We start from the raw sequence: 25,075 nt of genomic DNA, 5'->3' as shown, positions 1-25,075 counted from the left end.
CTTGGTCTTTTTTTGCCTTCACCTGACGAAAATCGGTGAGGTCCAGGCCATCTGGCCGCTTTGCTGTCGCAACCGCAGATAGATCGTGTCGCCCGCATCCAGCCGCCCCAGCGGGACAGTGCCCTGCCATTGCCAAAGCTCCGCCCGAGCAAGCTGGTGAAACCGCCAGGCAGGGGTATCGATTGCCCCCAAATTGCCCGACTTGGCCCCCTCGAACAGACGCGCGGCAGGGATCGCGATATCCTGCCCGCACAGCCGCGCATGGATCACCGCATCCCCGGACAATGCGGCGCGCAGCATCAGGCCTTGCGTCGCAGGAGTGGTATTGTTGGGGTTGGCTTCAGCGGTGACGGAGAAGGTCACGCGTTGCCCGTCCGATTGGATCGTGGGAATCGCGTGGCCACTGTCCTCGCCTTCGAGTGGCGAGACGATCTCGCGGCCGCGAAAGCGCGGCTCAACCGCGCGGATCTCACCGCCCTCGAGCCTGAGTGTACCATCCCAGTCGTGCCGCATTCCCCGCGCGCCCCAGCCCATTTCCAGATGGATCAAGGTCTCGTCGCTTTCTGCGTCGATGGGTGATGGCGTGATGGCGGGGCTGATGCGATGCGAAAGCTGCCCATTGCGGATCACGTCGATGCAGTCGATGGCTCCGCCTGCCACGGCCTCAATCGCCAACTGTGCGTCAGACCCAGCCGTGACCGTGCCGCCCTGCACCGTTTCGCCGATCTGCGCCAATAGATGGATACGGTCGCCGGTTAGCGCATTGGTCCGGCGCGCGCGCATCGCATCCCAGAACGTGTCACGGGCATGTGCGGGGGCATAAAGCGCCATGCGGCCATGTCCGTAGGAGCCGGGAAAGCCACTGTGGTGGTCGGTGTTACCGATGATGCCGAACTGGTGCCCCTGCTCCAGCCCGTAAGCCATGGTTGAATGTCCATCTACCGGCCCCATGGAATGAAGATAGCCGCGCTCGGTCTCGGACGCTTCAGCGCAGCCGTGCATCGAGAACATTTCGACAAAAGAGGACAGATCGGGGTCGAAGGTGGCCCAATTGATCCCCCGCGCGCCTGTGCGGTAGCCAATATGGTGCGGAAAGGCGAGAGCCCTGTCGCCGTAACGCGCCGAAAGCGCCGCCTTGAGCCCGGCCGGATCGTCAGCCAGCTCCAGTGGCCCGTCCGCCAGATCCGCCAACACGATTGTGTAGTCGCCGTGTGCGCCGGAATGAATCTCGTATCCCGGGAAAACGGTGAAGGCACCGGGCCGGTCCGCCCTGCGCAATTTGTCGTAGTGCCCGGGCCAGGCCGCGCGCAGCTTGGCAAAGCCTTTGACGTGGAAATCGACGATATGTGCGACCGAAGGGTCGCCCACCGGCATGTCCGGCCAATGAGCGTGGCCCGTGATCGACACGAAATCAAGCTGCAGCGCCGCCTTGATCAGCGCATCCGGGAAGGAACCATGGCCATAGGAAAGGTCGGAATGGTTGTGAATGTCACCGTAGAACGGGGCAAGACCGAGCGAGGTGGCACGGGGGCACAAGCGATCTGGCAGGGGGGCATTGATCATTGCGCGACCTCCGCCACGGACAGCTTGCGCGGGTCAACCGGGCGGCCGCCCTCGGCAAGGCTCATCTGCGCTGCCGTCACCAGCCGCAGCGAGTCCACACCTTCGGCCACGCCCACCGGTGGTGTTTCGCCTTTCAGGAACCGCTCAAGCTTGCGCACCAATTCCCGATCAGCCCCGTAATGAGACGAGCTGCGATCAGGATTCGGATGGTGCACCATAGAACGGGCGCGACCATGCTGTTCAACGAGATCGATGTCACCGCTGTGCCGCTCCATCCGCAAACGGCCACTGTCTCCAATGATTTCGAGTGTTTCCTGATCCGTCGCCCACGGACCGAAGATTGCGAAGAACAATGTTGCGACAAGGCCGCTGTCGTATTGCACAGTGACCACGGCGTGGTCGTCGATGTCCGCACCCGGATGATAGACGCAGGTGTCGTTGCGATCATGGACCTCCTCTGCGGTTTGCCAGCTGACATTGGGAACCCGGCCGACGCCTTCGAACTTGTCGATCAGCGTCTCGTGGCGGCGATAGGGGCAATCGCGGTCGCATTCGCTACAGCGCGCGGCCGCGGTCGGATCGGGGGTAAAGATACCCGACACACCACCCGTCGCCGAGACCTGAACAGGCTGGGCCCCATCAGCGATCCAGTTGAGCACGTCGAAATGATGCGATCCCTTGTCATTCAGCGCACCGCCCGACCGCGCGCCGCTGCGATGCCACAGCTGCAAATAGCGCGTGTAAGGAATGACCGACCGAAGCAACACCATGCGCGGGGTGCCGATACGCCCGCCATGGGCAAGACGCACGGACTCGATCCAGGGCTGTTCGTAGCGACGGGTGAACCCCATCATGATCGGCTGGCCCGACCGCTGCTCGGCCACTGCGATTTCCTCGGCATCGCTCAGCGTCACCGATATGGGCTTGTCCAGGTAGACCCGCTTGCCGTGGGCCACCGCCCGTTCGACGGGTTCACGATGGCTGTCAGTGTGGGTTGTCACAATAGCAAGGTCCACCGCCGAATCCGCAGTCGCTTCATCGAGCGTCGCGAAGACCCGAACCTCGTGGTCCAACCCGACGGACCTATACACCGTACTCAGGTGCGCGGCGGCAAGTTCGGCACGGTCGGCCAGACGGTCGAACACGCCGATTACCCGCAGCCCCGTATCGCGCGCGGCCTCGGCGATGCGGCTGCCGATGAAATAGACGCCGCGCTCACCGGCCCCGATGATGGCAATTCCAAAGCTGTCATCCGATTTTGACATCAAAGCCCCCAGTATGTCTTCTTGGGGCGAGCCTAAGTGAGTATAATTAGCCCAACAACGATAGCTATACTCACCCTTCAGGCCAATGTCGCATCGTGCCGTTGGATTGAACCATTCACGACCGTGTAGATCGGCAGATAATGGGTGCGTGGCGGTTCCTTGCTGCCCTTGATCCGCGCAGTGACAACCGTTTCGAACAGATCGAGTTTTTCGCGGTCCGAATTGCCGACGATGTCAAAACGGCTGACATGTTCGGACGGAACATCGACGCTGCCCAGAAGCAAAAGGCTGACATCCTCACCCAGTTTCAGGTTCTTTTCTTGCAATGCAGCATCCAGCAGCCGCCCTTCGACCAGCCCCCAGATGATCAAAGCGGTCGATGCAGCGGCATCCGGTGGGCTTTCGGGCAAGGCACCGACGAGGTCCGAGTGACGATAGGACCCCGGAAGCGCCGCTACGGTGTGCAGACGGGGATGCGGTGCAGGGCCTTCCCACCCGCTGAGCAGCAGAAATTCGCGCCGTGCCATTGCGATCTGGCGTGCGTCATGTGCCGACGTCAAAAAGCCGATCCGGCTATGCCCCCGATCCTGAAGCATCCGGTATCCGACCGACAGCGCTTCGCGCCAGTTGGTTCCGATGACATCGGCATCTATGCCCGTCAGCGACACACCATCGACCACGAGCGCATCGGCACAATCAAGGATACGCGCAAGGAACCTGACCGAGACGACCTCGAAATTGGTCTGCAAAAGACAGCAACGAAAGCGCCCCTGACGTTCCAGAAAGCTTTCGCCCTCCGCCTCATCGACGAAGGCTTTCATTTCCACGCGGTAGCCGTTGCGCCGCAGGCGGTTAACAAGCTCCACCAGTAGCCTGCGGGCAAGACGGCTTTCAGAGGCTCTGTAAAGGATCAGACAATCGGCATTGAAGACGGCTTCGGCTTCATCCGGCTGCTGGGCGATATGCAACCCCGCGCCCGGTCGAGCAGTTATCTGACCGTCCTCGATCAGCGGTGCTAGCACCCGTTCCACGACCCGCTGCGAGGTGCCAAACTCGGACATCAAGTCGCGCACCCGCGGCAGCCGATCACCGGGCTGCCCCTCGGCGATCTTTCTTTTTAGCTTGTTCCTGACTGCGGCGTCCTTGGACATCTTGCTCTTAATTTTCATGCTGGGCCAGTGGCGGGGCCTGTCTTCTGTTTCGCCAGAAAGAATAGTCCGATGACCCCTCGAAATGAAAGCGCGGCCCATGACATTGATGAAATCTTGGCTTCGCACTTTGGCCAGAGTTAATGCGCGAGGAGCCCAAATCTACGCAACCGATCCACGCAATGCTCTGCAATGGATTGAAAGAACTTATAAGTTCCATCTAGACACCATCAGATAGAAGAATCTGCCCCTTTTGAAGGGCGGATCTCGTTCGGGTTTCTCGGACTTTCGTGCAGATCGCAGTAACCCGTAGTCATGGCCTCACACCGGACTTGCGGCGCGGCATCGGGTTGCAGGGATACCGCACCTCGTGCCCGACGCCAGATGACATCAGCCAGCCCTAAGCGGACACGGTCCGCATGGCACTTCGCCCTACCAGCATTCGAAGCTGGGCGGGAAGAGCGTCTTCGCTGCGTGCAGTACTCAGGTCCAGTGTGTAAAAAGAGCAAACCTATCATGACAGAATGTCGAACCAGCCTTAACCGTGGCCTATGCATCCGGCCTCGCGGGCGCTGACACGCCCCACACAATGTGCCCAGACGATGCCCCTTGTACGGCATCCACAAGAAAATGAGCCAAACTACGACGGGAAACCGATGATCCTGCCTCGGGCAATGCCCCATTCACCGTACGATACTCCGTCTCATCGGCGTCGGTTAGAAAACCGCATCGCGCGATGGTCACGTCAAGATCGGCGGCCTGCAGGATCTGCTCCATCAGGCTGGCGCTTGTGACAACACTGCGCACCACGATCTTCAACAAGCGGTCAATCCATCGTCGGGGCGGAAAGAGAAGCGCACTCGACGTGACGACGACCTTTTTGAGACCGGTTTGCCGAGACGCTTCGACAATTGCGCTCGCTGATCGATAATAGATGGATGTCGCAGTCTTGGTCGGACGTCTGCCGCCAAGAGTTGAAATAACCGCGTCCTGACCGCGGAAGACCGCGGTCAGAAACTTCGGGTCGCAAGGGTCGCCGGCCACGACTTTCAACCTGTGATGCCTTAGCTCCGGTCGTTTTGCTTTGGACCGGACTACAGCAGTGATGTGAGCGCCTTCATCAAGTGCGCGACGCAGCACATGTACCCCAGTGCGTCCGTTCGCGCCGAGAATGACAAGTTTCATTATCTGCCTTTCTTTATTTGGCCCGGGTTGCCCCGTGCCGAGACTTTCATTGCGGGAACCGGAAAACCCGGAACCAAGGATGGGGAGCCGGTCACGTTGATGTCCGGCAAGTTTTCCGGTGTATTTAACAATCGCCAGGCGCGTACGAGTTCACGCCCTACGCGCGACCCAAACTCCAAGGATCGTCAGCCCCGCCGAAAGCGCGATTGGAAAAGTCAACGGCTCCGCAAACAGAACAGCCGCCAGCAGCACACCCACGACGGGTTGTCCGAATTGCAGCGGGGCGACCTTGCCTGCTCCGACCTTGCCAAGCGCCCAGAACCACAGAACATAACCCACCACCGTGACCAGAAGGACCAGGAACAAGAGCGCCAGAACACTGCTGTGACTGACCTCCGTCCAGTTCCATGCAATTGCACGTGGGCCGATGAACGGGAGAAGGACAAGCGAGCCCGCAACCAGGCTCCAAAAGGTCGTGGGCCACTGTCCGATCCGCCCTGAGGATCGGCCTCCAAAGACGTAGCCGACGCTTGCAAACAGCACTGACAAAAGAACGGTAAAATCACCAGCGATGCTTGACGATGCAGCCGACGCTGTTGGCGCCCCTCGATAGAGCAGCAAGATCCCAACACCGGTGATCGCCATTGCCGCCCCGATCCACCATATGGATCGAGGCCAGCTTCTGGTGATGATAAAGCTGACAAGACCCGTGAATACCGGCGCTGACGCGAGGATCAGTGATGCGTGCATGACCGAAGTATTCGCCACGCCTATACTTAGCAGCACGGGATAGGCCGCAAAGCCCGCGACCCCTCCGACAAGAAGCTCTATTCGTGCGGACAGGTCACGTGGCAAGGCGGACCAAAAGCGGCCAGCTAAGGGGGTCAGAAAAAGTGCTCCGAGGATGGTCCTTAATCCGCCGATGAGATCGGGCGGCACATCGCGCGCGGCAATCGCCGTTGCTGCTGGGGATGCCCCCCAGATTATGACAGCACCGATGGCCGCCAATGCGGGGAGAAAGGCGCTGGCCGGGGATCTCGTATCGCAGTTTGACATCGTCGTCCCCCTCAGCACGCTGGCGTGCGGCCATCGAGAACCTCGGCGAATGCATGGAGGTCGATATTTGCGCCGGTTTGAATCAGCCCCACCTTCTTTCCGGCGAAGCGGCTTTGGTGCTTCAGCAATGCAGCAAGGGGCGCGGCACCAGCCCCCTCAACGAGATTATGCGTATCGGTGTACAGCGCGCGCATTGCTTCCGCGATTTCGCGATCACTGACTTTTAGGACGTCACTCGCTCCAGATTTGATGATGTTAAACGCCTCAGGTTGCGGCTCCCGGCACGCCACACCATCGGCAAATGTTCTGGCCGTCAGTGTCGGCACCGGCCTCCCGGCCTCGAAGGATTTCGAAATGGCCGCAGCCCCTTCGGCGACCACGCCAATGATCTCGGTTTTTCGTCCGAGCATGTCCCGGACAGAAATCAGTCCACAAATCCCCGACCCCATACCGATGGGGACCAGCACAACATCCAGATCCGGGTGAGTTGTAAACAGCTCCAGAGCATAGGTGGCGACACCCGCAACAAGGTCGCGATGAAACGAGGGAACGAACTGGTAGCCGCGTTCCGCAGCCAGTTCCAATGCGATGGCACGGCTGTCATCAAAGTCGCAGCCTGCGACGATGACCTCGCCACCGAATGCGGCCATTGCATCATTCTTGCCAACCGAATTTCCCTCGGGCACCACAATGGCGGCCGGAATACCAACCCGGCCGGCCCCCATAGCGATGGATTGACCGTGGTTCCCGCGCGTCGCGGTCACAATACCCTGCGGCAAAGCGCCCCGCCGCCGGAGGTTTTCGACGAACACAAGCCCGCCACGCGCTTTGAACGAACCGGTCGGGGTGTGGTTCTCATGCTTGACCACAACATCCGCCCCAGTTCGGCGCGCAAGAAGCGGCCAGGAATACGCCGGCGTCGGCAGGACGGTTTCCTGCACGATCTGTGCAGCCTCATCGAGTTCCGAGCGTGTGAACAATTCCATTTGCGGTTTCCTTCTCAATTTGCCTCTGCGTATCCGGCGACCGCCGGGCTGGCTTTCACAAATCTGACGGAAACATCGTCAAGCGGCTTCTGGATGATGCTTGTTGTCCGGCTTTCCGCTATCAAGGCCCCATGGTTGGTGTAAAAAATCCTAGGCGGAAATACGGCCCAAGGCGCTTGCATGCCGGGCAATGGAGTATCGAACTGCTGCCGCAGGGCGCATACGAAGTGTCCTTTACGCCCGGCTCATGCGTCGTGGGTTTTGCTTTTGACCCACAGAAAGGGACGCATGCATTTGCCTCCGACAAACGCCGAAATTTCGAAACTGGGGCCAACACTCTGGCTCTGATCCCGGCTGGGTGCGATGTTTTTTCTTGCTCAGATTCTGGTGGTGAGTACCTGCGGCTCTCCGGCGCCGGCGCGGAAGGACGACTTGCCAACGCCCAGCGTTTCAGCGACCGCGTGGACCGGCGGGCAGTCTCGGCAGCCTTCAGCCTGCGTCGCCAGATGCTGCGTGCAGGCCAGGCGGACCCTCTGGAGTGCGAAGCTCTGGCAAGCGAGATTGCCACCCGGGCCGCGCAGGACCTGGAGAAGACAGGAGCGCTTCCGAGCGACGCACGCTGCATGACCGGATTTCGCATGCGCCGTATCAATGATCTCATCGAGGACAGGATCGGTAGTGGTCTGACCGTTTCAGAGCTGGCCGATGCGATAGGCCTGTCCCCCGGCTACTTCACCAGATCGTTCACCGCTGCGGTCGGACGGTCCCCGCAGCAATATATCATTGATCGCCGTCTTGCACGCGCCCGCGCCTTGCTCGCAGACTCGACAGAGCCATTGACTGCCATCGCTATTAAATGCGGATTTGCATCACATGCGCATATGACGGCCCAATTTCAAAAGCGGCTAGGCCTGCCGCCAAGCCATTTCGAAAGGCGTCGCTGGAACCAGAATGCTGATTGCCGTTGAAGGTAGGGCATCTTTTTCTACCACCTGCAGGGAAAAGGCGCTCCGTCAGGCCAGGCATTTCACACCTTATACAATCCGCGTTCGGATTTATACTGATTGTTCGCCAACATACGCGGACACTTCGGCCCTCAACACACCCCTTGTCGTTACAATTCTGAGTTTTTGTGCGTCCTACGGGCACTCTTCGCGTCCGGGATGTATTCGCAGCCCTTGGGCCCCGCTGGTAGCTCCGACTTTGCAAAGGGAGCTCTCTACGCTTCCCTTTCATGCGACCAGGACGCAGCATTTGGTAAAGTTGGGTTCTGCGCCCGCCTTCGTTTCGATCCGCATGAAGGGCAGCTGTCGTATTGGGTCAGAAATGCTTGACGTTTGGGTCAGAATTGCATGACGCGGCCGTTCCGTTCCCTCGGGTTTTGGCCGCGGATTGGGTCAAAGGTGTTCGACGTCCCACATCAAATGTTGAGCGTCAGACGAAATTGGCTTTTACGTCATAAACTGACCCAATCACCGAGAACCGGATTATTGTGGGCAAACCGCGAGTATCCGGTTCGCCCCCCCCCTGACGTAATGCTTCGCCAGATCTTTAGAACGCCAATGCACGGAAAGCGCTTATGCTATCCCGGGATGGCGTCAGGACCGATTAAGTAAGTGTTTTGCGTCTGCAGCGAAGGGAACGTGTCCCGTGTTTGTGCCGCACCGGGCGCGTCCTTTTGTCGACGTCGGGAAATGTCCGAAACATGTGTCACACACTGCCGGCCTCTGTCGTCTTCGACTGAAGACACCACAACGGAGCTGGAGAAAATGAGCCTGTTAGGACGACTTTTAAACATATCGCTGACCGCGGTGAGCCTCATCGCCGTCGCGCCGGCCGCATTTGCGGAGACAAAACTGGACGTATTGCGGTCGTATTATGCTGTTGATCCGCATCTACCATTGGACGTTAAAATTACAAGAGAGCACGACACCCCAAACAGCCGCGTTATCGAATACTCCTTTACCGGGTTCGACAATGAGCCGATCCGCGCTGTGCTGGAAATTCCGTCCGTGTCGGGTGACGCAAGTGTGCCGATCGCGGTCCTGCTGCACGGAATTACGCAGTCTGCGGACCAATGGTGGCGAACGGATGATGGTCCGTACTCGTTTCCCGCGTCTCATCGTGCTGCGCTGTTGGAAAGCAACGTTGCGGTTATGGCCTTCGACCTGCGCAATCATGGGGCGCGTGTGCAATCGCACGATTTTCAGAACCCCTATACGTATCTCGAAGAGGGGTATCTTGAAGCCGCAAGAAAGATGATCGCGCAATCCGCAATGGATCTGACGCGTGGTCTTGACACCCTGTCGGAGTTCGAAGGTGTAGATGCGGATCGCGTTTCCATCGTGGGCTTCTCGCTGGGGGCGTGGGTGGGTTACATCGGTGCTGCACTGAACGAAAACGTTGAAAAGACACTGCTGATCGGGATGCCCTTTCTCGACGTGTCGGAGGGGCACACCACAAGTTTCACGGCACAGCATCTTTACGCCGGCGCTTTCAACGACCGATTGGTTCATTTCATCGGCGGCACGATGGACACGTTCTACGACGCCGAACACATCGAGGGCCTGGTCAATGAAATCGGCGCGTCAGCACGTCTCACCTGGGTGGAGAGTGGCCATGATTTCCCGCATTCGACGGCCACCATCACCGCACAATTCCTGACCCCACAATAACCCAAGGTCTGCCCCAATATCTCACGTATCCTCTTCAAGGGAGGATGCGGGTGGACGCACAAACAAAGGAAGCAACATGAAAATCGTCCGACATCCCAAGGGGAGCGAATTTGAGAAGGAAATTGGCTATGCTCGGCTTGTTACGGCTGACAGATGGATCTTCGTCTCCGGTACGACTGGTTACAACTACGCGACCATGGAAATCGAACCTGAAGTCGAAAAACAGGCAGGCCAATGCCTGGAAAACATCGGGTCCGCCTTGGCATCGGTGGGCGCAAGCCTGCAGGACGTCGTGCGGATCAACTATTACCTGAAGCATGCAGAGGACTTCCCGGCGTGTTGGCCGATTTTGTCAAAGACGTTCGGGGCTCACCCACCAGCGGCGACAATGATCGAAGCAAGTCTGGCGGTTCCTGATATGTTGATCGAAATCGAAGTGACCGCTCTGCAACCCGACAGCTGACCGGATCACGCGCCCCTCCGGGCGTGGGCATCTTCGATCCTGCCTGAATTCTGCCCGGAGGGCGTACAGACAATGCCAACCCGAAATCCTCTGCGGTCCCCAACCCCGGTGAAGCGACGCGCGCTCTTGCGTGCGTCGCTGCTGGGTCCGACGGCACTTCTCGCGCTTTGGATCTCTCTGAGCATCGTGACTATTCTCCTCGCCCAACTGGCACGACAGGCTCCTCTCGATCCACGAGTCCTCGAGGCCATCGAATTTCTGGGCTTCGCATCCGCAATGACAACCTTGGTGATCGGGGTTTCCACCCTGCCTGCATGCTTGATTTTTGCTGTCGCTCTCTGGACAGGTTGGGGAGGTTGGCTCACTGCGGTTTTTGGCGGTATGGCTCTTAGTTTTACGATCAGTTGGGCACTTTTTGCGACGCCGATCGCAGGCCTTATTCTGATTGCTGCCGGAGCTATCTGCGGGCTCATCTCTTGGTTAGGCGCGAGGATATGCGCCCCGGACGCCTTCGTTTTCAATCACACCTCGTAGCAGGCGGCCGAGTATCTCCGCCCTCAGCGCCCCGAACCGAACGAGTTTCGCCGTGCTCGAGATCCCGGGTGTATTGGCGCCGCCAACACCGCTGACTTAACCGTTTGGTCTTGCTCAGGTCGATGGTTGGAAGTGCGTTACACTTGGTGCACCCGCCGCGAGACGACTTTCACCGAGGCGCACAGAAGCGCGCCGCGGCTTCCATATCCTTGGTCGCAACGACGAAGTGTTTCTTCGGCTTTGTGCGATGTCCGTTTAGATTGCGGTGCGTGTTGTGTGCGTCACTGACCGGTCAGTCTGAAAAACTCGATCAGCTGACCATTGGGGTCGGTGATCTTGAGCAGCTGGATACCTGGTTCCTTGATGATCTCCGGCACGGCCCCACCGGCGGCCATGGCGCGGACTTGCAGGGCCTCCAAATCGGACGATTGCAGGTAAGGGACTGCGCCCGACCCCGCCTCAGCCCCCGGTGCGTATTTGCTCCGCGACACGATTGCGAACCATCCGCCCGCCACCCCAAAGGCTACAAAATCCGGCAGCCCGATTACAGGATCGCTGTCGAACAGAACGCGATAGAAGGCTTCCGAGCCCTTCATGTCGTCGGTCGGCACATAGGCGCCCATGGCCATGATTGGCGCGGTTCCCGCTTGCTCCGCCGGTTCTGCAACAAGCGCTGTGGGCAGGATTGCGGTGAGGGCGGTGGCAATGAAGCGTCTCATGTTTTGATCTCCGTATGTTGTCTGCCCTGCTCTTACAGTGACTATGCTGACAGCGTGTTGTCAGCATAATGTCAGTATGGTCTGCTTCACCGAAAGGAGATCACATGCGGCGTGGCGACAGGCTATTTGAAGTCATCGAGGTTCTGAGACGTGCCAAGGGCCCGATCTCTGCCCAGTCCATTGGCGACGCGTTGGGCGTGACCAAGCGCACAGTGTATCGCGACGTTGCCGCGCTGATCGGACAGGGCGTGCCTATCAACGGCGAGGCCGGGGTCGGCTATGTGTTGGAGCCCGGCTTTCACATGCCACCGCTGATGCTGACCCCGGACGAAATCGAGGCCGTGACACTTGGAGTTCTTTGGGTTCAGTCTCGGGGCGAGCCCGAGCTTGCGCTGGCTGCTGAGAAGCTCATCACCAAGCTCGAAGCTGTCGCCCCGGCCAAGTACCGGACGTCGTTTCTTCACCCGGCGGTCAGCGTGGCGCCTGTCGCTCAGCCGGATGAGGTGCTTGGCGCCAGCGCCATTCGTCTAGCAATTCGGCACCGCAAAAAGATAGCCCTGACATACTCAGACAACGCATGCCAACGGACCCGTCGTGTGATCTGGCCTATACTGCTGGGGTATCGGGACACCAGTCGTATCATCGCCGCATGGTGCGAATTGCGAGAAGGCTTTCGTTACTTTCGAACAGAACGGATCATTGAGGCGGAGGTTCTTGAAGACAGTATTCCTCGGCGAATGGACCTACTTCGCGTGGAGTGGCGCGAGGCGACGGATGCGGAACGGCAGCGCTTTCAAGAGGGGGCTTGAGACGTCAGTTGCCGAACCAAAGATGGTCGCTGGACTTCGCATCGGGCAGTCGCTCGGAGGGGCGCAAGTACCGTGTACTGCGCGTCATCGATGACTTAGGCCGGGAGTGGGTCGACACCTCACCATCTGTGCAGCGTGTGCGGAAAAAATCCTGAACAGAGCGACCTGATAAACGCGGCCTCTGCGGGCGGCGATTCATCGGCTCCCACCGCCTGTGGCGGTGGGAGATCGTGACTGACGGGGGCCTTACTTCGGCACCAGAACCGAATTCACCACATGGATCACACCGTTGGACTGATCCACATCAGCCACGGTCACCATGCTGGCGTTGCCGCTTTCGTCAAAGATGTAGACATTCTCGCCCATGACTTTGGCCGACAGCGCATCACCGGACACAGCATTGAAGTGGTAGAAACCATCGCTGCTCGATTTTGCGGCCGCAATGATATCTGCCGACGACCAATCTCCGGCCACAACGTGAGCCGTCAGAACCTTTTGCAACATCGCCTTGTTTTCGGGCTTCAGAAGTGTTTCCACCGTGCCTTCGGGAAGTGCGGCAAACGCGTCATTGACGGGCGCGAACACGGTGAACGGGCCTTCGCCTTGCAGGGTTTCCACCAGATCGGCGGCTTTCACCGCGGCAACCAGCGTGGTGTGGATCGGGGAGTTGACGGCGTTCTCAATGATATTGCGCTCTTCGAGCATCGGGGCGCCGCCGACGGATGGGTTCATCGCGAAAGCCGCGGTGGCAAGCGCGAGGGCGGCGGTCGATGTGGCAACGAGTGTCTTGAATGTCATGGTCTTTCTCCTCTGTCAGGCGAGGCCGGGTGGCCTTGCGATGGAGAAGACACGGGGCGTGTGAGAAAGAAGTTTCACCAAAATCCAAGTTTTTCGGAGAAACTTGAAACAGGACGTTGAATCAAAGGCTTGTCACGGGGCCTATCGCCAGAACATCGCCGGTCGGCGCACCTGTTGGTGAGCCCCCCGGGGGCTCATCGCTGATCGCCAGAACACCATTGGTCAGTTGTTGTGCCACGTCGAGTGAGAGTGTGAATCGCGTTTCGGCGTCATCAGGGAGCACCCCAAGAGACATCGGCGCATCGGAGCCCTCGGCAATCAACCAAAGCTCCAACACGCGGCCGGGGCGCGCATCGCCCGTTTCGCGCACAAGCTCAAGCGCTTTCGTTTCAGCGATGAACTGGGCCGCAACCACAAGCGTGCCGTCTTCCGCCGCGACGCTGGCGGTTAAGGTCGGCTCATAGGCCGTCTCCTGCAGCAGCGAAGGCATCAGCACGACAAAACCGACGATTATCGCGGCAGCAATGCTTCCGGCCAGCCAGGTCCAGAGTGAGCGTTTTCGCCTGATCGTTTCCGGGAAAAGTGTTGCCTGGAGCCTGTCCTTCACCATGGGGGGCGGCGGCACGGGCGAGATCCCATCGGTGAGGTCCACGAGAGACTCGTCCCATTCGCGCACGCGGTCCCGCAACGCCGCCTCTGCAACCAGCCGTGCCTCGAACGCCGCACGCTCGTCATCCTCCAGAAGATTCAGGACGTACTCACCGGCCAGGGCCGTGTCGTCGTTATGATCTTCTTCTTGGCTCATCGGCTCAGGCAGTCCTTCAGGGTCAGCAGGCTGCGACGCAGCCAGGTTCGCATCGTGTTCAGCGGCACATCGTAACGCGCCGCCAGGTCTTTGTAGCTGTCGCCGTCCAGATACGCCCGGCGCACCGCGTCCGATCTGTCTGCATCCAGTTCATTCAGGCAGTTGTTCAGCCTTTGTCGCTCTGATGAAGCAATGGCATCTGCCTCCGGTGTCGGCGCCGCATCCGACAGATCATGCACATCCGCGATGTCCACATTCACGGCCTTTTTCGACCGCAACCGATCAATGGCCGTATTCCGCGTCAGCGTGATCAGCCAGGTCATCGGACTGTATCCGTTGGCTTTGTATTGGTCGGCTTTGTGCCAAACCTTCACAAAAACCTCCTGGAGCGTGTCTTCGGCTTCTGCCCTGTCATTCAAGACACGAAGGCACACGCCAAAAAGTTTCGCAGAGGTCGCGTCATAGAGCAAAGAAAACGCCTCGCGGTCGCCAAGGCTCACACGCATGATCGCGTTCTCAATGTCATTCGCGTCTGTCAAAAGGCTGTGCTTCCTGTCCCCTGGCTGACGCGACCATGCCTCAACAGTTCAGATTATGCCAGTTGTAATCCCAACGGAAACCTGGTGGCAGAGGGCGAGGATAGGGCAGCACCGATCCACACAGAGACGGCTGCCCGTTGGGCGTGCCGACGAGGATGGTCTAATGACCGACATGATCGAGCTGACCCGGCAGTATGGTCGATACGAGTATCGTCGGATTGCCGCCCTGCTAAGGGATGCAGGATGGTTTGTGCACGACAAGCGTGTCGAACCTCTGTGGCGGGCTCAAAGTGCCGGTGAAACAACCCAAAAAGTGAAGTCTCTGGCTTAACGATGGCGCATATGTCCGGCTGAGGCCAGAATATCGCAATCACGTATGGTCGTATGATTTTGTGCACCACAGGACGGATGACGGAAAGCCATATACGTTCAGGTGGCTCAAGAAGAGCGTGAGCGCGCTTCAAGCGTCTCGCTGCCAAGAAGGCAGACGCTGAAACGGGGGGAGAAGAGCCGCTTTCGGCAGCAGCAAAGCCCTACCTCACTGATATATATGGGCTTCATTTATGGTTATGGCGGAGACGAAGGGATTCGAACCCTCGAGACGGTTTCCCGCCTACTCCCTTAGCAGGGGAGCGCCTTCGACCACTCGGCCACGTCTCCGCTGACCCGTATATGTGCCACCGTCAGGAGAGACAAGGCGTTTTTTGGAATTTCTGTGACGAACATCAACCCCGGAAATACGGAATGATTTACGAGGGCTTTGCGACCGCTTACACGGTGCGGCCTCGCTTATTGACCATCCCGCGCGCCGCATGCTCGGGGCTGCCTGCTGGCACGAAACCGAAGGCCCGTGGCAACAGGTTGGCCACCCTCGCCCAGCCCCTCAAACCGGGGCCGCGGAAGGAGGCAGAGTGCCCCTATCCGCGTTTTTGTGCCCCGATTTGCAGAGACGATCACGGGCTGGCATCGGATCACGTGATCTTGCCCCCAACAACCCGCGACGTTCCAGGCACCGATCAGGCTGCAATCAGGGCAGCAGTGACAGGCGCTTCAGGAACAAGGCCTTTACCGCATCGGCATCGACCTCCATCGCCACATGGGTTTCGCCCCGGGCGTCATCCGCCAGCTGCGTCTTGCCAGAGGTGTCTTCCTCGACCGAAACCCCAAGCTTGACAGCGCGGGTTTTGAACAGATCCGCATGCGTGCAGGCAATCACTGCTGCGGGATCATGCAGGGAACAGCCGTTGAGGTTTGCAACCTCCTGATAAAACTTGATGTAGAACACGCTCATATCCTTGAGCATGCCACCCAGTTCCGGCGAACGTTCCTTGATGCCGTCGAAATCCTCGGGGGTGCAGAGGATCTTGAGCGTCACATCCAGCCCCACCATCACCACCTTGCCCGCAGCGGCGGCAAAAACCACTTCGGCGGCATGGGGATCGTGGTAGATATTGGCCTCGGCGTGGGGTGTGATATTGCCGCCTGCCTCAAGCGAGCCCCCCATGATGACGATGCGTTTGCAGTTTTTCACAAACTCCGGGTCACGCTGAACGGCAAGGGCGATATTGGTAAGCGGACCCACCGGGCACACCACCAGCTCGCCTTTGTGCTCGCGCGCCATGCGGATCAGGAAATCGGCGGCTTCTTCGGAAACCGCCTGCCCCTTGGGCTGGGCAGCAGGGATATCACCAAACCCCTCGTCGCCATGCACATGGGCTGACGGTTCAAACGGCGGCAACACCATGGGCTTTTCGGCGCCATGCGCGACAGGCAGGTCCAGATCGGCGGCTTCCAGCAGGCGCAGCGCATTGCGGGTGGCCATCTTGGTGGTCACATTGCCAAAGATGGTTGTCAGGCCCAGAAGCTCGACATCCGGGGCGGCGGCAGCGTAGAAGATCGCCATTGCATCGTCGATGCCGGGATCCGTGTCGATGATGAGTTTCGTTGTCATTTTTTATACCTACGACTGATTAATCGAGCGGGTGTAGCATTTCCGTTAGCGGCAACTCAAGCCTGTCAGCGTTTCGAATATCCGACAACTGTATCAGAAAAATGCCCGCCTTCTTGGGAAGGCGGGCATCAGGAATTCAACGTCAACTGAGCGGGATCAGGTGTTGAACAGGAAGTGCATCACATCGCCATCCTTGACGATATAGCTCTTGCCTTCGGCCCGCATCTTGCCGGCGTCCTTTGCACCGCTTTCGCCACCACAGGCAACAAAATCGTCGTAGGCAATGGTCTCGGCGCGGATGAACCCTTTTTCGAAATCACCGTGGATCACACCCGCCGCCTGCGGCGCTGCAGTGCCCGAACGGATCGTCCAGGCGCGCGCCTCCTTGGGGCCGACGGTGAAATAGGTCTCAAGATGCAACAACTCGTAGCCAGCGCGGATCAGACGGTCGAGCCCAGCCTCTGCCAGACCCATCTCATCGAGGAACATCTGCGCCTCTTCTGCCTCCAACTGGCTGATTTCTTCCTCGATCTGCGCCGAAATGATCACATGCGCGTTACCTTGGGCCGCGGCCATCTCGGCCACTTTGGTGGAATGCGCATTGCCTTCAACGCTCTCGCTTTCGCCGACGTTGCAGACGTAAAGCACCGGTTTGGTGGTCAGAAGCTGCAGCATGGCCCAGGCTTTCTGATCCTCGGCATCGACCTCGACCAGCCGGGCGGGTTTGCCGTCTTCGAGCATCGCCTGAGCCTCTGCCAGCAGACGGTCCTGCTGCTGGGCTTCCTTGTCGTTGCCCTTGAGTTTACGCACGAGGTTGGCGCGGCGTTTTTCGATGCTCTCGAGATCCGCCAGCATCAGCTCGGTTTCGATGGTGTCCGCGTCCGCAACCGGGTCCACACGACCGTCCACATGGGTGACGTCACCGTCCTCAAAACACCGCAAAACATGGGCGATCGCGTCTACTTCGCGAATATTGGCGAGGAACTGATTGCCCAGGCCTTCGCCCTTGGATGCACCTTTCACAAGGCCCGCGATATCCACAAACGTCATGCGCGTGGGGATGATCTGCTTGGACTGCGCAATCGCTGCCAGTTTCTCCAGGCGTGCGTCGGGAACCCCCACCTCGCCCACGTTCGGCTCGATCGTGCAGAACGGAAAGTTGGCCGCCTGCGCCGAGGCGGTTTTGGTCAGCGCGTTGAACAGGGTCGACTTGCCCACATTCGGCAGACCCACGATTCCCATTTTAAAGCCCATACCGGCCTCCTGATGCCATTTGGGAGCCAGCACTTAGGCTCTCACGGGCCTTTTCGCAAGCGCACAGCGTGTGTGACAGGCAGAACCAGAGCATTGACACAAACCATACATATTCATTTATCCTGATTTTATGCCTTACAGCGCCGGATGTCCCGGCGCAGGCGGTTCACAAGTAGCGAGGTCCGTATGCGTAACACGATCTCCGTTTTGACATTTGTTTCCATGCTGTTGCTTCCCTCCACACTCCGGGCGCAAGAACTGACGTTTGGATTGGGGTATGCCGACTTTCATGAAGACCAAGCCGACAGCGGTCCCTATTTCTCCGCCGAGTATCTGGGCCCCCGCGATTGGCAGATCCTGGGCTTTGACGCCGGGCTTGGGCTGGCCGGCCAGATCCATGAGACCGGCGACGCCTTTCTGGGCGGGGGGCTCCAGGCGCATCGCCCGATTGGAGAGGGCTGGTTCATAGAGGCCAGCATCATGCCCGGCGTGTTTTTCGAAAGCTCGGCGCGCAACGATCTGGGGTCGACCTTTGAAATCCGCTCCCTGCTGGGCATCGGGCGCGATCTGCGTGGCGGCCGGCGCGTGTCGCTGGCGCTGACGCATATCTCCAACGCCTCGGTGGGCGACGTGAACCCGGGGCTGAATACCATCGCCTTGCGCCTGCACATGCCCCTTGGCCGCACCCCACCCGGCTAAAGCTGCGCCGCTCTGCGATCATGACTGTCGTGCGGGATTGATTTTGCCGACAAGTTTCGGCACATCAGGCAGGCAACAGAGATCTATAAAGGCCAGCCCATGACCCGCCCCACCACACGCATCGATGCCAAGTTTGCTGAACTCTCTGCCGCGGGCAAGAAGGCCTTCGTGACCTATGTGATGGCAGGCGACCCCGATTATGACACCTCGCTCGAGGTGGTCAAAGGCCTGCCAGCAGCAGGCGTTGACGTCATCGAACTCGGCCTGCCCTTCACCGATCCCATGGCGGACGGCCCCACCATTCAGCTCGCCGGCCAGCGCGCCCTGGAAGCCGGCATGACGTTGGAGCGCACACTGCAGCTTGCACGGGATTTCCGCAAGGAAGACACCACCACCCCCATCGTTTTGATGGGCTATTACAACCCGATCTATTCGCGCGGCGTCGACAAATTCCTGAGCGACGCCAAGGAGGCAGGCATCGACGGGCTGATTGTGGTGGATTTGCCGCCGGAAGAAGACAGCGAACTCTGCCTGCCTGCACAGGCTGCGGGTCTGAACTTCATTCGTCTTGCCACCCCCACCACCGATGACGCGCGCCTGCCGCGGGTGCTGCAGAACACATCGGGGTTTGTCTATTATGTCTCGATCACCGGCATCACCGGTGCCGCCGAGGCAGAAGCCGCCGATGTTGGCCCCGAGGTTGCCCGCATTAAGGCCGCCACCGATCTGCCGATCATCGTGGGGTTCGGCATCAAAACCCCGGAACGCGCTCAAACCATCGCCTCGGTGTCAGACGGCGCCGTTGTCGGCAGCGCGATCGTTGCCGAAATCGGCGCGGGCAAATCCCCGGCCGAGGTGCTGGCATTTGTGAAATCTCTGGCGGATGGCGCCCACGCCGGCTGACCGTCAGGACAATGCCTTTGCCATGACCTGCAACAGCCGGCGCTTGCGCAGCGGCTTGGCGACATGATCGGTCATGCCCTGATCCAGATAGCTGTTCACCTGGTGCAGCAGGGCGTTCGCCGACACCGCAATCACGGGAACCGGGTCCAGGTTTTCCCGCTGTTCGCGCGCCCGAATGCGGGCCGTCGCCGTCAGCCCGTCAAGCACCGGCATGTTCACATCCATCAGCACCAGATCGGGCCGGATCTGGAAACAGGCCTCCACCGCCTCCTCGCCGTTCTGCACCCAAACCAGCTCCAGGTCGAAGTCCTTCAACATGTGGTGCAGGACCATACGGTTGGTGCGATTGTCCTCCGCCACCAGGACGCGCCAGCGGCGGGCTGACAGCACCGCATTGTCGATCTTGGTATCGACCTCAAGGTCCTCAGGCAGAGGCTCGGCGCGCGTCACGCGGAAGCTGGCGCGAAATTCACTGCCCTCCCCTTCCACGCTGCGGCAGGTCAGGTCTCCGCCCATGCGCTGGCAGATCTGCCGGGCAATCGCGAGGCCCAGCCCTGTGCCGCCGTGATTTCGGTGCACGCTGGCGTCCGCCTGCATGTAGGGTTCGAACAAGCAGTCAAGCTGTTGCGGGGTCAATCCGATGCCGGTGTCGCGCACGGTGACGGACAGCATCATCGTGCCGCCGCACTCCGGCTCCAGATCCGCGATCACGGCAATCGAGCCGCGATCCGTGAACTTGATCGCATTGGAGAGCAGATTGCTCAGGACCTGCTGAAACCGGGTCGGATCAATGTTGACCCAGACCTCACCGCGCGCCAACCGGCCGCTGCACATCCTGCTGAAGTTCAGCCCCTTGGCGCTGACACGGGCCTCGAACTGGCGGTACACCGCCTTGACCAAAGCCACCGCATCGGTTGGCAAGCGCTCCAGTTCCAGCTTGCCTTCCTCGATCTTCGACAGATCCAGAATATCGTCGACAATGCTCAAGAGCAGCCGACCGCTGTCGTGAAGCACGCCCAGGATCTGGGCCTGCTCCTCCCTCAGCGGCGTATCCGACAGGGCCGACGCCATCCCGAGCACCCCGTTCAGGGGCGTGCGAATTTCATGGCTCATCGTGGCCAGAAACTGGGTTTTTGCCGCATTCTCGGCCTCGGCAGCGGCGCGATCCCGCGCCAGGTCCTCCGTGCGTTCCTTGACCATGCGGTCCACCTGCCGCGCCAGCGACACCAGCGATCTGTTGGCATGTCGCAGCGATTGACCGGTCTTGTCTAGTTTCGACTGCAGATCCTGCCGCAGCAGCCGCTCGCGCTGCAGTTCGACCAGCAGGTCCTGATACGACGGATCATCAGAAGACCGTTCCGGCACAAGGGGATCATCGGGATGCAGCGTCATGACAGCCTCTGGCGCCGGATCCGGACCCAGGCCCCTGGCGCGCGTCCGGTGTCTGGGGCTGTGTCGGCGACTCCGGAGGCAGGGGCGCCAAGGCCCCTGGGAATCTCTTCAGATATGAACACAACACTCATGTTGCTCCACCCTCCAGTGAAAACCGACAGCTGACGCGGCCGGTGCCCGCCCGGGCAAAATCCCGATCTGGCGTGCATCTGGTCCAAAATCAATAAACCACCCCGAACGGTCCCCGTTCGGAATTTAGGAATTCAGGGCTGCGCGATGGTCAGCAGATGAAACTTCGGCTGTTCTCCGGAAGTTTCCCACCCGGACCCGCGCTGTCACATCGCGATTCTGGGAGGTGTTCACCGATAAAGTTGCACAAAACCGTAAATGCAAGATTACGATTACCTCGCTTGCCATGGCCAGATACGATTGGTAAGAAAACATTACCAACTGCGCGGTCGAGGAGATCTTCATGCCCGTCATCACCAATATCGGCGACCTGAAACGGATCTATGCCCGCCGCGTGCCCAAGATGTTCTACGACTACACCGAGAGCGGCTCCTGGACCGAGCAGACCTTCCGCGAGAACACCACGGATTTTGACAAGATACGCCTGCGCCAGCGGGTTGCGGTGGACATGGCAGGCCGGTCCACGGCCAGCCAGATGATCGGGCAGGATGTCAGCATGCCGGTGGCCCTGGCTCCGGTCGGGCTGACCGGCATGCAGTGCGCCGATGGCGAAATAAAAGCCGCGCGCGCCGCCGAAGCCTTTGGCGTGCCCTTTACGCTGTCGACCATGTCGATCAACTCGATCGAAGACGTCGCCGAAGCAACCACCAAACCCTTCTGGTTTCAGCTTTATACCATGCGGGACGAGGACTACGTGCGGCGCCTGATCGAACGCGCCAAGGCCGCCCGCTGTTCGGCGCTGGTGATCACGCTCGACCTGCAGATCCTCGGCCAGCGCCACAAGGACCTGAAAAACGGTCTTTCCGCGCCGCCAAAGCTGACGCCAAAAACGATCGCCAACCTGATGACCAAATGGTCGTGGGGCCTTGAGATGCTGGGGGCAAAACGGCGCCATTTCGGCAATATCGTCGGCCACGTCGAGGGTATCTCCGATGCGTCCTCCCTGGGCGCCTGGACCGCCGAGCAATTCGATCCCTCGCTGGATTGGGGCAAGATCGAAAAGCTCAAGGACATGTGGGGCGGCAAGGTGATCCTGAAGGGCATTCTGGACGAAGAGGATGCCAGGATGGCGGCCAAAGTGGGCGCTGATGCCATTACCGTCTCCAACCATGGCGGCCGCCAGTTGGACGGGGCGCTCTCCTCCATCCGGATGCTGCCGCGGATCATGGACGCGGTCGGCGATCAGGTCGAAGTGCATCTGGATAGCGGCATCCGGTCCGGTCAGGATGTGCTCAAGGCGCTGGCCCTCGGCGCCAGCGGCACCATGATCGGCCGTGCTTTTGTCTATGGTCTCGGTGCCATGGGCCAGCAGGGCGTGACACGGGCGCTTGAGGTGATCCACAAGGAGCTCGACACATCTATGGCGCTCTGCGGCGAGAAGGCCGTGACCAACCTGGGCCGTCACAACCTGCTGGTGCCGGAGGATTTCACCGGCCGCTGGGCGTGACGGCGGGACCTGGCGGGTTGGGCCGCGGTGCGCCGCTGTTCAGGCAGTGACACCACTCCGCCGGGCCGAGGCCCGCAGCGCCGGCACCAGAATGACGGTGATGCACAGGAGCATGCCCCCCATGGTCGCCAGCGCCAGACGCAGCCCAAAGGCTTCTGCCATGAAGCCGATCACCGGTGGACCCACAAAAAAGCCGCAGTAGCCGATCATCACCATTCGCGAAATCGCCGCGCCGCGCAGTTGCGCGGATATGGTCTTGCCGACCCAGGCCAGCGCCGTGGGCCCGATCGTCGAAACACCCAATCCCAGGATTGCAAACCCCGCATAGGCCAGCCCCTGTACCGGAGCAAAGGCCGCCAGGATCAGCCCGGTGGCGGCCAGTGCTGCGGCGATCTGCATCAACGTGCCTTCGGCCACCCGGCGCAACACTTCCTGACCGGACAATCGCCCGATCCCCATCGTCAGCCCGAGCACTGCCGGTCCCAAGGCACCTTCTGCGGCGCTGGCCCCAAAGGCCCGCTCCAGATGCAGGGCGGACCAATTTTCGGTGGCCTGCTCGGCGGTAAAGGAGATCAACACGATCAACCCCGCCAGGGTCACCATGACCCAGGGCAGGACAACCGGCGCAAGGTTCTGATCGGTCGCCTCTGTCAGCTCCGGCTCCACAACGTCCCGCATGCCAAACGCCAGAATGACCGTGACCGCCAACACCCCGGCAAAACACCAGACCGGGGCGACGCCAGCCTCTCGCACCAGCCCCGCGACCAGGGCCGCCAGCGCATAGGCGAGCGAAAACAGCCCGTGGTTGAGGTTCATCAGCGACCGTCCCGTGCGCGCCTCATGGCCGCTCAGCCGCGCATTCATCACCACATCCAGCAGGCCTGCCGCGCTGGAGGCGACAAAGATCGCAGCGGCAAATGCGGCCCAGCTGGTGGCAAGGCCGGGCAGCAGGAAACCTGCCGCCAACATCAGGGCACAGACCGTCATCGCCGAGGCCCCCAGCAGGCGGTCGATCCGCGGCGCGACCCACATGGCCCCCACCGCCCCTGCAGCACCAACCAGCAGCGCCAGGCCAAAGTCTGCATCGCCCAACCCGGCCTGCGCCTTCAGCTGCGGCGCATAGGCCGCGAAGGTACCGACACAGAACCCCATCACCGCAAAGGCCCGCCCATGCACCGCACTGGTGCGCATATCCGTCATGAATTCCATAGCCGCGAGAATGCACAGTGCGCGTTGGGTCACAATCGCCAAATTGTACCGTTACACGCTGGCGCCGCGCAGCGCGGCGCGCTATCCCGTTGCCATGCTGATCTTCACGCCGCAGGCCCTTGCTTTTGTTGCCGTGCCAAAGACCGGGACAACCGCCATCGAACAGGCGTTGCGGCCCCATGCCGATATTGTTTTCCGCAAATCCCGCAAGCATACCTCGGCGCGGCGCCTGCACCGGCGCATCCGCCCCTTCGTCCGCGACACCTTCGGGGCCAAACTGCGGTGCTTTGCCGTGCTGCGCGACCCGGAAGACCAGATCCGCAGCTGGTACAAGTATCGCAGTCGTGACGACATCAAGGACAAACCGGAATACGCTGGCCATCTGAGCTTTGACGCCTTTGTCGAAGCGCTCCTGTCCGACGACCCGCCCCCCTGCGCCCGCATCGGCAGCCAGTATCGCATGCTGTCCGGCCGGGGCGGCCGCATTCTGGTCGATCACCTGTTCGCCTACGAACAGCTGGACCTGCTCGAGACCTTTCTCAGCCAGCGCTTCGAGGAGAGAATCACCTTCGCGCCGCGCAACGTGTCACCCGCGGTTCCCGCCGAGCTGTCGCCGCGAAACCGTGATCGTCTGCGGGCCGCCCGCGCGGCAGAGTTCGATCTGCACGCCAGACTGCGCGATGCAGGTGGAAAACTCGCCCCGCGCGGATGATTGTCACAGTTTAGGTCTTTCCAAACAGCATGTTTCCGTCTACCAAAACGGCTTCACGCGGGGTGACAGCCTTGGAGGCACCCCCGATTGCTTATGGAGATATAAAATGGCGAATGAGATTCCTGATCTCGTATGCCAGGAACGTGCGGGGACGGGCAAGGGCGCCGCTCGCGCAGCCCGCCGCGAAGGCATGGTTCCTGGTGTTGTATTTGGTGGCGACGTTGACCCGCTGTCCATCCAGATCCCCTTCAACGAACTGCTGAAGAAACTGAAGGCCGGCCGCTTCAAGTCGACCCTGTTCAACCTCAAGGTTGAAGGCCACGATGACGTGCGCGTCATCTGCCGCGACGTTCAGCGTGACGTTGTAAAGGACCTGCCGACCCACTTCGACCTGATGCGCCTGCGTCGCACCTCGAAGATCAACCTGTTCATTCCGGTTGAGTTCATCAACGAGGAAGAATGCGTTGGCCTCAAGCGCGGCGGCGTTCTGACCGTGGTGCGCGCCGAAGTCGAACTGGTGGTGACCGCTGGTGACATTCCGGAAAAGCTGACCGTCGACCTCGCCGGCAAAGCCATTGGCGATGTGATCCACATCTCCGAAGTACAGCTGCCCGCAGGCACCAAACCGACGATCGACCGGGATTTCGTGATTGCGAACATCTCCGCGCCCTCCGGCCTCAAGTCCGCGGATGACGAAGCCGAAGGTGAAGGCGAAGAGGCGGAAGCCGCAGCGGCAGCCGAAGAATAATCCCTCTCCCGAACGCGGGAAGGCGA

General features: G+C 60.2%; 23 protein-coding genes, 1 tRNA gene and 2 pseudogenes. 11 read left to right on the top strand and 15 right to left on the bottom strand.

Annotation, left to right across the window (positions count from 1 at the left end):
- Nucleotides 1-18: 18 nt before the first annotated feature.
- From MHM97_RS02185 to MHM97_RS02160, 6 genes are all read right to left on the bottom strand, one after another.
- Nucleotides 19-1,563 carry a hypothetical protein gene (locus MHM97_RS02185; protein ID WP_239319002.1) on the bottom strand — a complete coding sequence of 515 codons (1,545 nt, stop codon included), beginning with the start codon at nucleotides 1,561-1,563 and terminating at the stop codon, nucleotides 19-21.
- Nucleotides 1,560-2,828 carry a Gfo/Idh/MocA family protein gene (locus tag MHM97_RS02180; RefSeq protein ID WP_239319001.1) on the bottom strand — a complete coding sequence of 423 codons (1,269 nt, stop codon included), beginning with the start codon at nucleotides 2,826-2,828 and terminating at the stop codon, nucleotides 1,560-1,562. Before MHM97_RS02180 ends, MHM97_RS02185 begins: the two co-directional genes overlap by 4 nt.
- Before the next feature lie 77 nt (nucleotides 2,829-2,905).
- Nucleotides 2,906-3,997 (bottom strand): GntR family transcriptional regulator, encoded by a 1,092-nt coding sequence (locus MHM97_RS02175; RefSeq protein ID WP_239319000.1) that lies wholly within the window; start codon nucleotides 3,995-3,997, stop codon nucleotides 2,906-2,908.
- A 528-nt stretch (nucleotides 3,998-4,525) separates the two neighbouring features.
- The gene (locus tag MHM97_RS02170; protein WP_239318998.1) at nucleotides 4,526-5,161 is read right to left on the bottom strand and encodes an NAD(P)-binding oxidoreductase; all 636 of its coding nucleotides are present in this window, start codon (nucleotides 5,159-5,161) and stop codon (nucleotides 4,526-4,528) included.
- A gap of 150 nt (nucleotides 5,162-5,311) precedes the next feature.
- Nucleotides 5,312-6,217 (bottom strand): DMT family transporter, encoded by a 906-nt coding sequence (locus MHM97_RS02165; RefSeq protein ID WP_239318996.1) that lies wholly within the window; start codon nucleotides 6,215-6,217, stop codon nucleotides 5,312-5,314.
- A gap of 11 nt (nucleotides 6,218-6,228) precedes the next feature.
- Entirely contained in the window at nucleotides 6,229-7,203 is a 975-nt protein-coding gene (locus tag MHM97_RS02160; protein ID WP_239318995.1) for a threonine dehydratase, read from the bottom strand.
- Between the two features lie 131 nt (nucleotides 7,204-7,334).
- Between MHM97_RS02160 and MHM97_RS02155 the strand changes: the two genes are divergently transcribed.
- The 3 genes from MHM97_RS02155 (at nucleotide 7,335) to MHM97_RS02145 (ending at nucleotide 10,341) form a co-directional block, all read left to right on the top strand.
- Nucleotides 7,335-8,171: a helix-turn-helix domain-containing protein gene (locus MHM97_RS02155; RefSeq protein ID WP_239318994.1), complete on the top strand. Its 837-nt coding sequence runs from the start codon at nucleotides 7,335-7,337 to the stop codon at nucleotides 8,169-8,171.
- An 801-nt stretch (nucleotides 8,172-8,972) separates the two neighbouring features.
- Nucleotides 8,973-9,878 (top strand): alpha/beta hydrolase family protein, encoded by a 906-nt coding sequence (locus MHM97_RS02150; RefSeq protein WP_239318993.1) that lies wholly within the window; start codon nucleotides 8,973-8,975, stop codon nucleotides 9,876-9,878.
- Between the two features lie 76 nt (nucleotides 9,879-9,954).
- A complete protein-coding gene (locus tag MHM97_RS02145; protein WP_239318992.1) occupies nucleotides 9,955-10,341 on the top strand; it encodes a RidA family protein in 387 nt (128 codons plus the stop codon).
- An 815-nt stretch (nucleotides 10,342-11,156) separates the two neighbouring features.
- Here MHM97_RS02145 and MHM97_RS02140 read toward each other — a convergent pair.
- Nucleotides 11,157-11,594 (bottom strand): VOC family protein, encoded by a 438-nt coding sequence (locus MHM97_RS02140; RefSeq protein WP_239318991.1) that lies wholly within the window; start codon nucleotides 11,592-11,594, stop codon nucleotides 11,157-11,159.
- A gap of 104 nt (nucleotides 11,595-11,698) precedes the next feature.
- On the opposite strand from MHM97_RS02140, the gene MHM97_RS02135 reads away from it, so the two are divergent.
- Entirely contained in the window at nucleotides 11,699-12,403 is a 705-nt protein-coding gene (locus tag MHM97_RS02135; protein ID WP_239318989.1) for a helix-turn-helix transcriptional regulator, read from the top strand.
- A gap of 8 nt (nucleotides 12,404-12,411) precedes the next feature.
- Nucleotides 12,412-12,543, top strand: a pseudogene (locus MHM97_RS02130) (IS3 family transposase); the annotation flags it as partial.
- Nucleotides 12,544-12,649: 106 nt separating this feature from the next.
- On the opposite strand, the gene MHM97_RS02125 reads toward MHM97_RS02130, so the two are convergent.
- From MHM97_RS02125 to MHM97_RS02115, 3 genes are all read right to left on the bottom strand, one after another.
- Nucleotides 12,650-13,201, bottom strand: a complete 552-nt coding sequence (locus MHM97_RS02125) for a fasciclin domain-containing protein (RefSeq protein ID WP_239318987.1) — start codon at nucleotides 13,199-13,201, stop codon at nucleotides 12,650-12,652.
- A 121-nt stretch (nucleotides 13,202-13,322) separates the two neighbouring features.
- Nucleotides 13,323-14,006, bottom strand: a complete 684-nt coding sequence (locus tag MHM97_RS02120) for an anti-sigma factor (RefSeq protein WP_239318985.1) — start codon at nucleotides 14,004-14,006, stop codon at nucleotides 13,323-13,325.
- Nucleotides 14,003-14,512 (bottom strand): sigma-70 family RNA polymerase sigma factor, encoded by a 510-nt coding sequence (locus MHM97_RS02115; RefSeq protein ID WP_239319217.1) that lies wholly within the window; start codon nucleotides 14,510-14,512, stop codon nucleotides 14,003-14,005. The genes MHM97_RS02120 and MHM97_RS02115 overlap by 4 nt, the downstream gene beginning before the upstream one ends.
- Before the next feature lie 133 nt (nucleotides 14,513-14,645).
- Here MHM97_RS02115 and MHM97_RS02110 point away from each other — a divergent pair.
- A pseudogene (locus MHM97_RS02110) lies at nucleotides 14,646-14,970 on the top strand (IS3 family transposase); the annotation flags it as partial.
- Between the two features lie 145 nt (nucleotides 14,971-15,115).
- Here the strand turns inward: MHM97_RS02110 and MHM97_RS02105 are convergent.
- The 3 genes from MHM97_RS02105 to ychF form a co-directional block, all read right to left on the bottom strand.
- A tRNA-Ser gene (locus MHM97_RS02105) sits at nucleotides 15,116-15,205 on the bottom strand.
- 367 nt (nucleotides 15,206-15,572) lie between these two features.
- Entirely contained in the window at nucleotides 15,573-16,496 is a 924-nt protein-coding gene (locus MHM97_RS02100; protein WP_239318983.1) for a nucleoside hydrolase, read from the bottom strand.
- A gap of 156 nt (nucleotides 16,497-16,652) precedes the next feature.
- Nucleotides 16,653-17,750: a redox-regulated ATPase YchF gene (ychF, locus tag MHM97_RS02095; protein WP_239318981.1), complete on the bottom strand. Its 1,098-nt coding sequence runs from the start codon at nucleotides 17,748-17,750 to the stop codon at nucleotides 16,653-16,655.
- A 186-nt stretch (nucleotides 17,751-17,936) separates the two neighbouring features.
- On the opposite strand from ychF, the gene MHM97_RS02090 reads away from it, so the two are divergent.
- Together MHM97_RS02090 and trpA are read left to right on the top strand one after the other, a co-directional pair.
- Nucleotides 17,937-18,449: an acyloxyacyl hydrolase gene (locus MHM97_RS02090; RefSeq protein ID WP_239318978.1), complete on the top strand. Its 513-nt coding sequence runs from the start codon at nucleotides 17,937-17,939 to the stop codon at nucleotides 18,447-18,449.
- A 99-nt stretch (nucleotides 18,450-18,548) separates the two neighbouring features.
- Complete coding sequence (gene trpA, locus MHM97_RS02085; protein ID WP_110364892.1) at nucleotides 18,549-19,352, top strand: tryptophan synthase subunit alpha; 804 nt, start codon at nucleotides 18,549-18,551, stop codon at nucleotides 19,350-19,352.
- 3 nt (nucleotides 19,353-19,355) lie between these two features.
- On the opposite strand, the gene MHM97_RS02080 is transcribed toward trpA, so the two are convergent.
- Complete coding sequence (locus MHM97_RS02080; protein ID WP_239318976.1) at nucleotides 19,356-20,744, bottom strand: ATP-binding protein; 1,389 nt, start codon at nucleotides 20,742-20,744, stop codon at nucleotides 19,356-19,358.
- Between the two features lie 472 nt (nucleotides 20,745-21,216).
- Here MHM97_RS02080 and MHM97_RS02075 point away from each other — a divergent pair, with 472 nt between their 5' ends.
- Nucleotides 21,217-22,380 (top strand): alpha-hydroxy acid oxidase, encoded by a 1,164-nt coding sequence (locus tag MHM97_RS02075; RefSeq protein WP_239318975.1) that lies wholly within the window; start codon nucleotides 21,217-21,219, stop codon nucleotides 22,378-22,380.
- Nucleotides 22,381-22,419: 39 nt separating this feature from the next.
- Here the strand turns inward: MHM97_RS02075 and MHM97_RS02070 are convergent, their stop codons facing one another.
- Nucleotides 22,420-23,580, bottom strand: a complete 1,161-nt coding sequence (locus MHM97_RS02070) for an MFS transporter (RefSeq protein ID WP_239318974.1) — start codon at nucleotides 23,578-23,580, stop codon at nucleotides 22,420-22,422.
- A gap of 19 nt (nucleotides 23,581-23,599) precedes the next feature.
- Here MHM97_RS02070 and MHM97_RS02065 point away from each other — a divergent pair, with 19 nt between their 5' ends.
- Both MHM97_RS02065 and MHM97_RS02060 read left to right on the top strand, forming a co-directional pair.
- Nucleotides 23,600-24,301, top strand: coding sequence for a hypothetical protein (locus MHM97_RS02065; RefSeq protein ID WP_239318973.1), 702 nt, complete (start codon nucleotides 23,600-23,602; stop codon nucleotides 24,299-24,301).
- A gap of 106 nt (nucleotides 24,302-24,407) precedes the next feature.
- A complete protein-coding gene (locus tag MHM97_RS02060; protein ID WP_239318972.1) occupies nucleotides 24,408-25,049 on the top strand; it encodes a 50S ribosomal protein L25/general stress protein Ctc in 642 nt (213 codons plus the stop codon).
- Nucleotides 25,050-25,075 lie beyond the last annotated feature (26 nt).

The sequence above is a fragment of the Epibacterium sp. Ofav1-8 genome, from assembly GCF_022348185.1.
Classification (GTDB): Bacteria; Pseudomonadota; Alphaproteobacteria; order Rhodobacterales; family Rhodobacteraceae; genus Epibacterium.
This window is presented reverse-complemented; position numbering and strand designations above follow the sequence as displayed.